10 protein-coding genes are annotated in these 13,375 nt (G+C 47.6%); 3 read left to right on the top strand and 7 right to left on the bottom strand.

The genetic code is table 11. The annotated features are described in order from the left end of the window. Nucleotides 1–15 precede the first annotated feature (15 nt). The 5 genes from U1F02_RS09360 to U1F02_RS09340 form a co-directional block, all read right to left on the bottom strand. Nucleotides 16–1,002, bottom strand: coding sequence for an alpha/beta hydrolase (locus tag U1F02_RS09360; RefSeq protein ID WP_409990119.1), 987 nt, complete (start codon nt 1,000–1,002; stop codon nt 16–18). A 165-nt stretch (nt 1,003–1,167) separates the two neighbouring features. Beyond that, entirely contained in the window at nt 1,168–1,290 is a 123-nt protein-coding gene (locus tag U1F02_RS09355; protein ID WP_409990118.1) for a hypothetical protein, read from the bottom strand. A gap of 14 nt (nt 1,291–1,304) precedes the next feature. Then, on the bottom strand, nt 1,305–2,141 hold the full coding sequence (locus U1F02_RS09350; RefSeq protein ID WP_409990117.1) for a CPBP family intramembrane glutamic endopeptidase: 837 nt from the start codon (nt 2,139–2,141) through the stop codon (nt 1,305–1,307). Between the two features lie 2 nt (nt 2,142–2,143). Further along, nucleotides 2,144–3,295 (bottom strand): GNAT family N-acetyltransferase, encoded by a 1,152-nt coding sequence (locus tag U1F02_RS09345; RefSeq protein ID WP_409990116.1) that lies wholly within the window; start codon nt 3,293–3,295, stop codon nt 2,144–2,146. A gap of 45 nt (nt 3,296–3,340) precedes the next feature. Then, nucleotides 3,341–4,309 carry a transporter gene (locus U1F02_RS09340; RefSeq protein WP_409990115.1) on the bottom strand — a complete coding sequence of 323 codons (969 nt, stop codon included), beginning with the start codon at nt 4,307–4,309 and terminating at the stop codon, nt 3,341–3,343. A 341-nt stretch (nt 4,310–4,650) separates the two neighbouring features. Here U1F02_RS09340 and U1F02_RS09335 point away from each other — a divergent pair, with 341 nt between their 5' ends. After that, nucleotides 4,651–6,216, top strand: a complete 1,566-nt coding sequence (locus tag U1F02_RS09335) for a TerC family protein (protein ID WP_409990114.1) — start codon at nt 4,651–4,653, stop codon at nt 6,214–6,216. 28 nt (nt 6,217–6,244) lie between these two features. Here the strand turns inward: U1F02_RS09335 and U1F02_RS09330 are convergent, their stop codons facing one another. Together U1F02_RS09330 and U1F02_RS09325 are read right to left on the bottom strand one after the other, a co-directional pair. After that, nucleotides 6,245–8,068: a serine hydrolase domain-containing protein gene (locus U1F02_RS09330; protein WP_409990113.1), complete on the bottom strand. Its 1,824-nt coding sequence runs from the start codon at nt 8,066–8,068 to the stop codon at nt 6,245–6,247. 239 nt (nt 8,069–8,307) lie between these two features. Further along, on the bottom strand, nt 8,308–10,404 hold the full coding sequence (locus U1F02_RS09325) for a di-heme-cytochrome C peroxidase (protein WP_409990112.1): 2,097 nt from the start codon (nt 10,402–10,404) through the stop codon (nt 8,308–8,310). A gap of 395 nt (nt 10,405–10,799) precedes the next feature. Here U1F02_RS09325 and U1F02_RS09320 point away from each other — a divergent pair, with 395 nt between their 5' ends. Beyond that, a complete protein-coding gene (locus U1F02_RS09320) occupies nt 10,800–11,117 on the top strand; it encodes a DUF4156 domain-containing protein (RefSeq protein ID WP_409990111.1) in 318 nt (105 codons plus the stop codon). A gap of 156 nt (nt 11,118–11,273) precedes the next feature. Then, the gene (gene ppk1 / locus U1F02_RS09315) at nt 11,274–13,331 is read left to right on the top strand and encodes a polyphosphate kinase 1 (RefSeq protein ID WP_409990110.1); all 2,058 of its coding nucleotides are present in this window, start codon (nt 11,274–11,276) and stop codon (nt 13,329–13,331) included. Nucleotides 13,332–13,375 lie beyond the last annotated feature (44 nt).

Below are 13,375 nucleotides of genomic sequence, written 5' to 3'. Positions count from 1 at the left end.
AAAAATCCTTAATGATTAAGAGTTGAAGAAATAGTTTTCAATGGCTGCAAAAACCTGATCGCGATACTCAGGGCTTTCATTAACAAGTTGGTGACCCGCGTCTTTTACGTAGACCATCTTTGCTTGCGACAATTTTTGTTGAAGCAGCGGCAGATTGTATTGCCAATCTACCGTCATATCAGCCGTGCCCTGCACTATCAAACAATTATTTTGTATCGAAGGAAGCTTGAGTAAAGTTTGATGCCAAGTCTTCATAGCGCCAACCCAACTTAGCGGCAAGGTACGTGCTTGCAAGGGATCTTGCTCTTTCAGAAAGCGATTAAATTCCTGATCGTGAGAGCTTTGGCTAAAGGTGCGCGGAATTTGCCGCAAAAAATGTCGTAACACGGCGTAAACCACGCTGCCCATTTGCAAGCCACGCCAACCTCTCGGTAAAACCAAAGGACTACAAAACGCGATCTTTGCAAATTGTTCCAGTGCGTTTCGTGTTGCCGCATAACGCCATAAATAGTTCATAAGAACTGCGCAGCCTGTGCTTTGCCCCAAAGCATACACAGGCTTTTGCAAAAAACCCGAACTTTGTTGCAAAACTTCAGCAAGTACATCCGCATATTGATCAAACGAATCAATAGCCGCAGGCTCGCCGCTACTTAATCCATGGCCAGGAAGATCAAACGCAATTACTGCAAGATTATGTTGAAGCGCAAAGCGAATGGGATGATCAAACACACCGACATGATCGTAGTAACCATGCACAACAACTAAAGTTCCACTCGCATTTTGTGGCGACCAATAATGTGCAGCAATGTTGAATCCCGCCGCATCAATGGAGCCAAAGCCGTGAACAAGTTGCGGAAATTCTTTGGCAAAATTAATACTGTATTCATCAAGATAGGTTTGTACGAGCTTTGATTGCAACCAACCGCTATCACTACCCTGCGCACTAAAGCTCAAGGGCGGCAATTGTTGTGCGAGTGTTTGTAACTCGGAGTGGGTGAGCATGGTGGATTAAGGTCTGAGTGATATTAAAGCGGAAAGTATCGCAGATCAGCGAAAGTCTCAATTTAATTTTACTCTGACGCCCGTTGTTTCTTGACGACAGGGCGCCAGAAGAATCCGGTTTGCACCGCGTTGCGGTTAACCCGGTTTACGGGGCTAGAATAACTCCTATCCCTGATGCAGGTATTTATAAATAGCAAACCCTACTACCATTAACACGGTAACAGCTCCTTCCAAGCAAAAAAGAAATCCCATTATATTTTTCGATTTTTTAGCTTTTTCATCTTCCATACGAACTCCAACTGTCAAAACGGCCAAAACTGCGTTGGTAAATTTCCCTTGCGCAAAATCGCTGCAATATCCATTGTAAGTGCAACACCCGCATGAACTAACACACCACCCCAAATTGAGCGTGAGCGTAGGGCAAGTATGCCTAAAAACAATCCAAATAAAATTGCGCCTGTGGCTTCTAACCACAGCTTTGGAAAGTGAATCATTAAATAGGGAACGCACATTACCCCAATGGCGTTTGCACCAATGGCGGGGCGCAGTGCGTTGAGCATGAAGCCGCGGAAGAAAAATTCCAAACACACAAATTGGGTGAGATATAGAAATTCCCACGCGAGTAAATCGGCCCAACTTCTGCTCGCCTGAGAATAAAATGGGTAATGATTTACAAAATCTTTGCCCAAGCTCACGCAATAAATAAACACCAAAATAGGGCTTAGTAATAGTAGATAGCCTCGCCAATGCTGCGGTGCGGAATTTATTTGCCAGCCATAATCGCGAATGCGTGCTTTAAATCCATAGCGAATCAATAGCATCGGTAAAAGCACGTAGCCGATTGCCAGCACGCTTGTCCACCAAAGGGAACCGCATAACTCCCAAATACCCGCGTTGAGCAATGGTTCTATGTAAAAATTAGTCGGCAAGTTTTTCCATTGCGCGAGAGTTTGTAGAAGGTAACGCAAGTTATCGGAAAATTTTCCGTAGTGCATGAGTAACAAGCACACAGATACGCAGGCAAGTACAGAAAATACACGACGTAAGGCTTGTGGGCGATTCATGGTGTAGGATGGCGCTTCTGCATCTATTTCGTCGAGCGCGGTTAAAATATTTTTAGGGTGAAGTTTAGTGAGCATTATTATTCTCTTGAGTCGGCACTGCATTTAAACGGCAGATAGGTTTTTGCATCTTGCATATAGAGCTCTACCGATGCTTTTTCTGATTGAAGAAATTTTTCGATCGCATTGTGAAAATCAGGCTGTACTAAATAATGGTTCGAATAGGTGCGTATGGGTTCAAAGCCGCGCTGAATTTTATGTTCGCCTTGTGCGCCACCATCAAAGCGTTCTAATCCGTGTTTTATTGCGTAGTCAATGCCTTGGTAATAGCAGGTTTCGAAATGCAAAAAATCGTATTCCGCCAAACACCCCCAGTAGCGTCCGTAAATTGTTTTGCGGTCGATAAAAAATAATGCAGCGGCAATAGGTTCATCCGCTTTGTGCGCCACAATCATCAAGCAATATTCTGCAAAGGTCTGGCGAAGTAAATTAAAAAATTCTTCGGTCAAATAACCTGTATGCCCGCTGCGTTTTAAATAAGTGTTGCAGTAAAACTGGTAGAACAATTGCCAATCTTCAGCGCGAATCTCATTCGCTCGTAATGCAGAAAAACGAATACCCTGCTCTGCCACAGTACGCCGCTCTTTGTTAATGCTTTTGCGTTTGCGCGATGTCATAGTAGCTACAAAATCTTCCCAAGTTTTATAGCCGCGATTAAACCAGTGAAATTGGGTGCCCAAGCGTTGAGGAATTTGTTGTGAAATTAACTGTTCTGAAGAATCAGCTAAAGGAAATAAACAATGCCAGCTGGATGCACCCAGTTTGTGAAGATGCTGCTTAATTTCTTCGATAATCACCGGCAACAATTGCGCTTGATCCACACTCGGGCTTAACAACAAACGTGTACCTGCGCAGGGTGTGAACGGAATTGCGCTAATGAGTTTGGGGTAATAGTTCAAACCGTGGCGTTTATAGGCATCTGCCCAGCTCCAATCAAATACGTATTCGCCGTAGGAGTGCGTTTTTAGGTAGAGTGGCATAGCGGCCAGTAATTCATCGCCCTCGTAAACCACCAAATGCTGCGTTTGCCAGCCCGTTCCATCACCGATACTGCCGCTAGCCTCCAACGCGTGCAGGAATTCATGGCGGCAAAAGGGGTAAAACGGCCCGCAGAGCGCATTCCACTGCGCTGCAGGAGCTTGGGTCAGGCTGGTTAAGAAGCGAATTTGCATGGGGGGATTCTAGCGGAATTATTCCCCCCCGAGGTTATCGGGCGACTAAAGGCGCGTACTTAACCCGACCACAAAGCTGTTTTTACTGCTCAGCTGATTGCCGTTAACCTCTTGATTCAGGCGGTGGTGAAGAAAGCCGTAGAGCTGGATTTCTTGCGTCAGCTCATAGCTCAGGCCGGGGCTCAATAGCAGCGCTGAGCCGCCGCTGTCTTCGGGCTCTGCCTCTGCGCCACTGTCGCGGCTGCGATGGTTGTAGTTAAGTTGCGTCATCAAATGCAGGTGGGGCGTGACCGTGTGCCTTAGGCCTAGATCGAGCGAAAGTTGCTGGCCGGGGCGAAACCCATCGCGTTCGTTTAGCGGTGTCAGCAGCTGAGTTTGTGCAAACCATTGGCTCTTATAGCTCGGCAACTGCTGGCGAAAATAGGCACCGACTATAGCGTCTGTTGTGCCCGTGCCAGGTTGTAAGCTGCGCTCGGCCAATTTGCCTTGGCGGTTGGCTACGTCAAACTCACCGGTCGGTAATTTTAGACCGAGGGTCAGGCCAAAGGCTTCTTGCAAACGAAGCGCTGAGGAGAGCTGCATACGGCCAGCAATCCGAATGTCGCCAACGCGGGTAAAATCCCACGTCTGGGCATCTAATTGGTTGGGGTTATGGTGATTCTTGTGAAAATGCGTGTGATCGCGGGACACCAAAGGCGCAGCCACGCTTAAACCATAGGTATCATTAAAGGTGTAGTCGTATGCGGCAAGTAGATTTTGATTCAGCGTGCCGTGCTCCTGATGATGCGCCAGTGCTGGGTCTTCGGCATCATCCCCGCTCAACACCTGGTCTTGATCGATATATTCGTAACGCAAATCCAGCCGGCTGCCGGCTTGTGTCCATACGCCTTGCGCACTCCAGTCGGTGTTCAAGGTGCAAGAGGCGGCTCCACAACTCGCAAACAGGGGCATGGTACTAACACTCATAGCAGCTACAGCTATGCCTAAGATTGGCTTTAAACTTCGGTTCAACATGATCTTCCTCAACAAAAAAAACGGGCGGTAGTTTACCACCAATGTGGGTTTCTTATTGGGATGGAAACTGCCCCAAAAACTCGTACCCTTGGAATGACATTTACCGGATCGAGACAAGTCCTGTCTTGCAAAATCCACCGTTAAACGCCGGGCCACGGAATAAAGATAAGGTGGTCATTGTCATAGGCTCTGCAGTAGAATCAGCGCTCCTTAGGTCATTCTGGATTTTCAATGCCAAGCGCAGAACCCGACCCTGAATGTCAGAGTCATCGAAAAAATTGCTTTACCTCGCTCCATACCCGTCAGCCCACAGCTTCTAATTCGATGGTGAGGTGCTAGCGGTGGAATGGATTTTTGACCCCACGGCCTGGTTAGGCTTGCTCACCCTTATCGTGCTGGAGATTGTTCTCGGCATAGATAACCTTATTTTCGTTGCCGTACTCGCCAACAAACTGCCCAAACACCAGCGCGACCGCGCGCGCATGGTGGGTTTAACCCTCGCCCTCTTGTTGCGATTGGTGTTGCTGGCCGGTATTTCCTGGATGGCGAGCCTAACGGCCACTTTGTTTACGGTGTTTGGCCAAGACCTATCAGGTCGCGATCTTATCCTTATCTTCGGCGGTCTATTCCTCTTATTTAAAGCGACGATCGAATTGCACGAGCGTGTTGAAGGCAAGGTGAATACGCAGCGTGGTCCGCGTGTCCATGCAGCTTTCTGGGCGGTAATTGCGCAGATCGTTGTGCTCGATGCAGTCTTCTCGCTAGATGCCGTTATCACGGCGATCGGTGTAACCAACCACCTCCCGGTGATGATGATCGCGGTTATTATCGCAATGGGTACGATGATTATCGCCAGTAAAGCACTTACCGATTTCGTCAACAAACATCCCACAGTCGTTATGCTCTGCTTGGGTTTCCTGTTGATGATTGGCTTTAGCCTAGTCGCCGAAGGCGCGGGAATCCATATCCCCAAAGGCTACCTCTATGGTGCCATCGCCTTCTCGGTCTTGATCGAATTCTTCAACCAATTGGCGCGCTCCAACCGCACACGCCACTTGATTGGCGAGCGCCCCTTGCGCGACCGCACCGCCGAAGCCGTATTGAAACTTTTGGGCGGCCGCAGCGATGCTGATGAAGTGGGCGACGACATAGTGGCTATGGCGAATCCGCAAGGCGAAGAGCTGGTTTTTGAAAACAGTGAACGCCAAATGATTCGCTCGGTATTGCAACTCACCGACCGCCCTGTGCAGTCGCTGATGACACCACGCCCCGACATCATTTGGGTGGATGTAAACGCAACGCCGGAAGAATTGCTCACCGTTTTAAAAACGACACCGCAAACGCGTTTGCTGGTTGCGCGCGATGAATTGGACAATTTGCACGGCGTAGTACAAAGTCGCGACTTGCTCGCGGCGGCGCTGAGTAATCAACCCCTTGATCTCGCCGCGCTCGCTGTTGAACCTTTGGCCGTACCCGAAGGTACCAGCGCACTGAACGTATTGGAAATGTTGCGCCAGCAAGCAGTGCCCTTGGCGATTGTGATCGACGAATACGGCAGTATAAAAGGCGTGGTGACCACCAGCGATTTATTGGCGGCTATTGCTGGCGAACTGGCAGATACAAACGAAGCGCCTTTAGTGGTTGAACAAGAGGACGGTTGGTTATTGGATGCCAGCTTGTCGCTTGAACAACTCGAAGAAGTACTGGATACCAAACTCGAGCGTGAAGAAGGCGATTACTTCACTCTCGCGGGTTTGCTACTGGAGCAATTGCAGCATATTCCCGTCGTTGGCGAAACCATTAGCATTTCCGGATTCAACTTTGAAATAAAACAAATGGAAGGGCGTCGCATCCTTCAGGTGTGGGTACAAAAAAATCCTGAGCGCAGCGACCAAGACATTTTTTAATTGTTCATTAACCGCAAAAAAAAGCCCGTCACTTAGACGGGCTTTTTTTATTGCGGCTTACTTTTTTCTTTACCGCTTGCACTAACGAAGGCCTCTTTTCACCGCGTTTTTCATCTTCGTAGGCATCCAAAAATTCAAAAATAACTGAGCCAGGCAAACGGTTGCAGTTACTTAAAATAACCATACCGATTTGCAGCTCCGGGTTAAACACCATTTCAGAGCGCGAACCAAATACATAACCGCCATGATGCAAAAAGTTTTTGTCGCCGCGGTAATCAAAAGTTCTAAAGCCCATGGCGTAATAAGTATCTGTTACACCTTCACGTGCGCCATAGTGTGATTGTGCTGGTGTATTTTTTGTTGTCTTAGCGTGCACAGCCTGCAGAGTGGCCGGCGATAAAACTTCCGGGTTATGACCCATATGCGCCAAGATCCAGCGCGCCATATCATTCACGCTCGCGTTGCCGCCCGCAGCAGGATTCAAACGATAATAATTTTGCGTAATTTCTTTGGTGTACCATTTTCCGTTGCCAGCAACTTCATGGGGTAAGGCGTAATTTTTTGTTGCTAATAATCCTTCCAAACCAATTGATGCCGAGCGCATACCTAAAGGTGTAAATATTTTTTCTTTTACATATTGCTCATAAGGTTTGCCGGTTTTTTTCTGCACTATGCTGGCTAGCAAACTCATAGTCACGTTTTGGTAGCTATAGCATTTGCCCGGTGGGCATACGAAGTTAACCGCTTTAAATTTTTCCAACACCGCCTCGTAAGGCAAACCTTCTTCAATAAAGTTATCGCCGGCGTGTGTTGGCAAACCCGTTGATTGCGACATGATATTGCGCAAGGTCAATTGATTACCGTAGCGCGGATTGCTGAACTCTACATTCGGTAAAACCGAAGTAATGGGCGTGTCCCACGAAATAAGACCATCATTTACCAATACACCCGCAGTGGTACCCGCAATAGTTTTTGATACAGATGCCAAGCGAAAGGCAGTATCTGTATCAATAGGGTCTTTGGTTCCCACCTTTTTTACGCCGTAAGCTTGCATAACTTTTACTTTGCCGTCCGCAATGACTGCAAACGCGAGGCCGGGTACACGCGGAACTAATTTTGTCTCTACGTATTCTTTAAATTCCTGAACAAAACGTTCGCGCGGTCCACCAACGGGTAAGGCTGTACTTTTGACGACTGATGCAGACGAGGCTGTCGCTGAAACAGGTGCATCTTCATTTGTTAATTCACCGCCGCCCGAAAAATCTTCGTCGTCCAAAGTACCTTCGGTTAATTCATTTCCTTGCGATAAGTCGGCGGCGGCCAAGCCCGCAGCTGCTACAGGTGCAATCGCCATTTTGGTTGCCGTAGAAACTTTCGGCGTGTTTTCAACTGGCTTCGCGGGGGCTAGGAGTGTTGGTGCCGCTTTTTCAAGTTCTGGCTTTGTGTCTTGTGCGGTGTTTTTTTTTACGCTTGCCGTTGTAGTGGCTTTAGCAGCTGTTGTTGGTTTTGTAGTCGCTTTTGCGGCTGTGGTTTTTGTGGCTGTAGATTTTTTCTCAACGACTTTTTTATCCGCTTTGGTCGTTGCCTTTTCTGTCTTTTTAACAACAGCTTTTGCAGGCGTTTCGGTTTTTACCGTTTTGCTAGTGGTTTGTGTAGTCGTTTTGGTTGCGGATTTTTTGGGTGTGTCTGGCGGTGTGGTAGAAGCTTCTTCAATTGGGCGAATCACCGGCTGCGGAGCTTTGTACACAGGTGCAGCTGGTGCACTGCTGCTCGCTGCGGCGCGTTCTGCTTGAATGGGAACCGGGTAGGAAATTTGTTTATCAGTTTGTGCGCTTGCCGGATTTGCTGCCATCAACAGCCACAGGACGAGAGAGCTTGCCCATGAACATGCTCGGGAATTTGCCTTTTTCGGTGAAGCAATGTCTTTCAATATTTTCATAACGTCTTATGCACAACCATCGGCAAAGAACGCTGAATAAAATTCGCAAAAATTCAGATAGCTCGTGCAGTCTTAATTAAAGAAAACCTTTGCGCGACATCGGCATCGCGCAAAGGTTTTTCTCGATTGAACTAGCTGAATATTTTTAAAGCTTACAGCGTTTTAATGTATTCAATTAAATCCCAACGCTCCTGCTCTGTTAATTTTTCCTTGCCATCTTTACCGGTGCCGTATTCATGGCCGGTATTGTGATTGCCGAGCGGTTCAACAATGAAGCGCCGTTTATCTTTAGGATCAGTTATATCGCAACCCGTTTTAACAAAACCAACATTGACCGGATCAAATTCGCGGTTGCCCACACAAAACTCTGTGGGGCGCTCTTCCGTGGGTAACAACAAGTCCCATAAGTTAGGCACGGAGCCGTTGTGCAGGAAAGGCGCTGTCGCCCAAATGCCGTTCAATGAGCGCGCTTTATAAGACAAGAGCGATTGATAAGGGTTCGCTGTGGTATCGGGTTTATAGTTGCCGGATTTTACACTGGGTTTTATCTCATTATCAAAGAAGGATTTACCCAACATATACGCCCAATCTGCGATGCGGCGAACCGCATATTTATCAGCGTCTGGTGTTGCAACTGCGCCCTTGGTGGCAGCGGTTAATACTTGTACAACCGGCGCGCGTTTTTGCACAACCACCGAACCTACATCCGTCTCTTGATAAATAGATTCGAAGTTACCCGCATAACCCGCATAGGCAACGCTGTTTGTTGCCATAGCGGGGTCAGTTCCAACCACATCGATGTTCGACATGTTGGCAACAACCAAGCGATCCCAATTGTCGCGCTCAATCACTTGATGGCATGACGAACAGTATTCGTTATAGACCAACTCCCCTCGTTTTGCAGAATCGCGGTTGATCTTGCCCAGAATATCTTCTGGCCACACTGGCGATTGCAGGCTATTCAAATGAGATTCGATGCGCCCGAGATTGGTTAGGTCGATGGACGATTTAAAATCGATTGTGTGCTTTTTACTTTTCTCGCCAGTGATCCAAGCTGAGAGGCTAAACCCTTTTTCTTGTGCCTTCCAATCCAGAATACCAAACACGCCAATCACTTCGCCGGTGTTGCGGCCAAGAGGACCAACGCCCGCGTTTGCTGCCAAACCATTCCATTGCACGTAATCGGAATGAGTGATGTCCCACAAGAAGGGATAGCTAACCGGCGCATCAGGTTCATTAAAAATCGCTTCGCGCACACGTAGTTGGTCGCGCAGATTGAGGCCCGGCAATTTGCCAGTGCTTGAACCCAAACGCTCCATAACTACAGCGAACTGTACATCGCCAATAATGGTTTCGTTGATACCTTCAAGGACTGCATCAACTTGTTCTTCATTGAGAATGCGCTTATCGTCCGGCGTGGTAACTTGCAACAGCGCCAGCTTGAGTTGGGCTTTGTTGATCACATGTTCCAAGACTCGGTTGTAAATGCGACCGAAAGCATCGAGGCGAGCGTAACCATAATCGATATGGCTGTGGTTGACGGTGTTGTAGAGCTTGATGGTATTGCCCCACTTCTTAAGGTCTTTGAGCACCTCTTCTTCATTGCTGTAATTGTTCTTAAGTGCCAGCACTGCTTTTACAAAACGCTCACGTTTTTGCGCATCAGTTTGGGTTTGCTCCAAGCTTTTTTCCATCGCGGTAAGAAAGCCCACCATATCTGCCATGGACGGGCCACCATCGATACGAATAGCTTTGCCTTTAAAGTTCACCTGGCCAGTGTGGCACGCGGCGCAGGTGTAACCCATGTAATCGTGGCCTTGATAGGTTTCTTTTACAAAACCAACCGCCAAGCCATCGGGGTTGAAGAAGGTAGGCTTCTGCGGCAGATAACGGAATTTATCGATATTGTTATTCGCGCGCAGTAACTCGGTAGAATCTGCCTGCTCTAACGAAAGGAAGAAGTCGTACGGCAACAAACCTGAGCCTTGCGTGGTGTTGTAGAACCACAGGCTGTCCGCCTCGCTCCAACCTTGCTTGAGGTAAACGGGTGTGGAATAGCTTTCGCCGTGAGCGCCGTTAGTAATCGCGACCGCGCCGCGATCCGGATCATCGTCCCAATGCTGGTAGGTTTTGCCCGCAGCAAGAATGATTAGCACTAAAAGTATGAATAGGATTTTTAATTTTAAGAAAGTGCGAAAATGCCGGCGAATCCAGCGAAATAAGCCGATAACCGCTTTAATAATAAACATGATGGACTCCAGAGAAATTCCCGTTTACAGATGACACGTGTGTGAATTGCACAATATTTTTATCAATATACTTGGCAGGTCGTTACGTCCATGTAGGCCAAAAATGGCCTCAAAATAAACCGAATGGTTTGAACGGCATAATAACCACCTCGAGATTTTCAAACCAGCATTTGCACAGGATTTGCGGAACGCTTTACAGGCATGTTTGAAAAGTGGTGCCATTTAGGCGATGGCATTGGTTGCATCTATGCATTCATAGGATTAGTGTAGCCGGTAATTATTTTTAACGATGGTAAAGGCTTGGTGTAAACGGCTCGCCCGATTTTACAAGCTTCCACCCATTCACCCGGTACGCGACCAAAATCACAGTTCGCAACTAACATGAGGACGACATCATGAAAAAATTATCTCTTACTCTACTCGCCCTAGCCGCCATTACCAGCAGCTGTACCTGGGTAAAAGTGAGCGAAACCGGCAGTACGGTTGCGGTCGCAAACTCTGCTAATGTTCGCGGTTGCAAAAACCTGAGCGAAGTCACGGTGAGTGTGACGAGCAAAGTAGGTTTCTATAAGCGTAATGCGGATAAAGTGGCTACCGAGTTGGCAAACTTGGCACGCAACGAAGCCGCTGGTTTAGGCGGTGACACTGTTGTCCCCAGCACCGGCATTGAAAATGGCAAGCAAAGCTTTAACGTTTACAGATGCAAAAAGTAAAATCCTTGCCAGCGATTCGCGTCGCTGGCAGTTGCTTCACCAGCCGGAAAATGTGCAGCCACCCGATTGTTTGCTAAGGTTAAGTTACTCGTCTTTTTTCCGTCATATTGACGTGTCATATTCTGCTGTTGATTTGCTTTAATCACCGAGGTTTATGTGTCCAGCGCCTACTTCAACCGCGAGCTCAGCTTGCTTGAATTCAACAAACGCGTGCTTTATCAAGCTTATAACAAGTCCTTACCTCTGCTAGAACGCCTGCGTTTTCTGTGCATCTTCTCCACCAACCTAGACGAATTTTTTGAAGTGCGTGTTGGCGGCTTGGTTGAACGCTTGGAGCTTCCTACCAAAACTCCGCTCGGTCCCGATGGCTTAACTGAAATACAAACGCTGGAACAAATTTCCGAACGCGCTCACCTGCTCGTTGAAGAACAATACAAAATTCTAAACACTGAGATTGTTCCGAGTTTGCGCGAAGCGGGTATTCGTATTCTGCGTCGCAGTGAATGGACACCGGAGCAAATTGAATACCTCAAAAACTATTTCATCTCCGATGTCTTGCCCGTACTTAGCCCCATCGGGCTTGACCCAGCGCACCCCTTTCCGCGCATCCTGAATAAAAGTTTGAATTTTATTGTTAAGCTCGATGGCAAAGACGCCTTTGGCCGCAACTCCGGCCGCGCCATTGTGCAAGTGCCCCGCTCGCTTTCGCACATCATTGAGCTGCCCATTGAACTCACTACGCAATGCCGCGAGTTCGTGTTTATTTCGTCCATCATCCATTTTTTTATGGCCGAAATTTTTGTGGGCATGACGGTCATTGATAGCTTTCAATTTCGCCTCACTCGCAACTCCGATATTTTTCTGGATGAAGAAGAAACCGAAGACTTGTTGCGCGCTGTGCAAGGCGAGCTGGCTTACCGCCAATACGGCGACGAAGTCCGCTTGGAAATTGCTGACACCTGCCCCGAAGAGTTAGTCGATTTTCTGTTACAGCGCTGTGAAATTAAAGAACGCGATTTGTACAAAATTAACGGCCCAGTGAATTTAAACCGTTACAGCGATTTGTTTGAGCTGATAAAAAACAAAGAGCTATTTTTCAAACCATTCGTGCAGGCAATGCCGAAGCTGTCAAAGCGTACCAATAGCTATTTTGAGGTTTTGGACAAGCAAGATATTTTATTGCATCACCCCTTTGATTCGTTCCAAGGTGTGGTGGATTTCCTACGCGAAGCGGCTGCAGATCCGCATGTGCTTGCAATTAAGCAAACCTTATATCGTACGGGTTCCAACTCACCCATAGTTGATGCACTCGTTGCCGCCGCCAAAGCCGGTAAAGAAGTTACTGCTATTGTTGAACTGCGCGCGCGTTTTGATGAAGAACAAAACGTGGCGCTGGCTGAACGCTTGCAGCGTTTTGGTATTCACGTGATTTACGGTGTTGTAGGTTTTAAAACTCACGCCAAGATGTTACTCATTGCGCGCCGCGAAGAAGGCAAGTTGCGTTACTACGTACACTTGGGCACAGGAAATTATCACCCCAGAACCAGTAAGTTTTACACCGATTATGGTTTGATGACATCCGACAAAGATATTGGCGATGATGTTTATCGCATCTTTTTGCAATTGAGCAGTATGGGCAAAGCATCCAAAATGGAATCGCTTTTGTACGCGCCCTTCACCTTGCACAGAGGTATGGTTCGCCGTATTCGCACCGAAAAAGAAAACGCGGAACACGGGAAGCCCGCGCGCATTATCGCGAAAATGAATGCGCTCTACGACGAAGAATTGGTAAATGAACTTTACGCCGCTTCAAAAGCCGGGGTTCAGATTGATTTAATCGTGCGTGGCGTTTGCCAACTACGACCCGGTGTGCAGGGTTTGTCGGAAAACATTCGTGTGCGTTCAATCATCGGCCGCTTCCTCGAGCATCACCGCGTTTTCTATTTTGAGAACAACGGCAATCCGGAATTATTTTGCTCAAGTGCCGATTGGATGACACGTAACATGTTTCATCGCGTTGAAACCTGTTTTCCTATCAAGCATAAGAAAATCCGGGATCGCTTGATCGAAGATTTGAATCTTTATCTATCCGACAACACACACGCATGGATATTAGATGCGAAAGGAAATTACCAACTGCTCGCGCCACAGGGTGAGGAAATCGAAATTGATGCCCAAGGTATTTTGCTCGACCGATGGACGTCACGACATTAATAATCAAACGACACATAAAAAGGCTGATCTAAGATCGGCCTTTT

Source organism: Cellvibrio sp. (assembly GCF_046347455.1).
Lineage (GTDB): Bacteria > Pseudomonadota > Gammaproteobacteria > Pseudomonadales > Cellvibrionaceae > Cellvibrio.
Note: the sequence above shows the minus strand (reverse complement) of the source record. Positions and strands in the feature narration are given on the sequence as shown.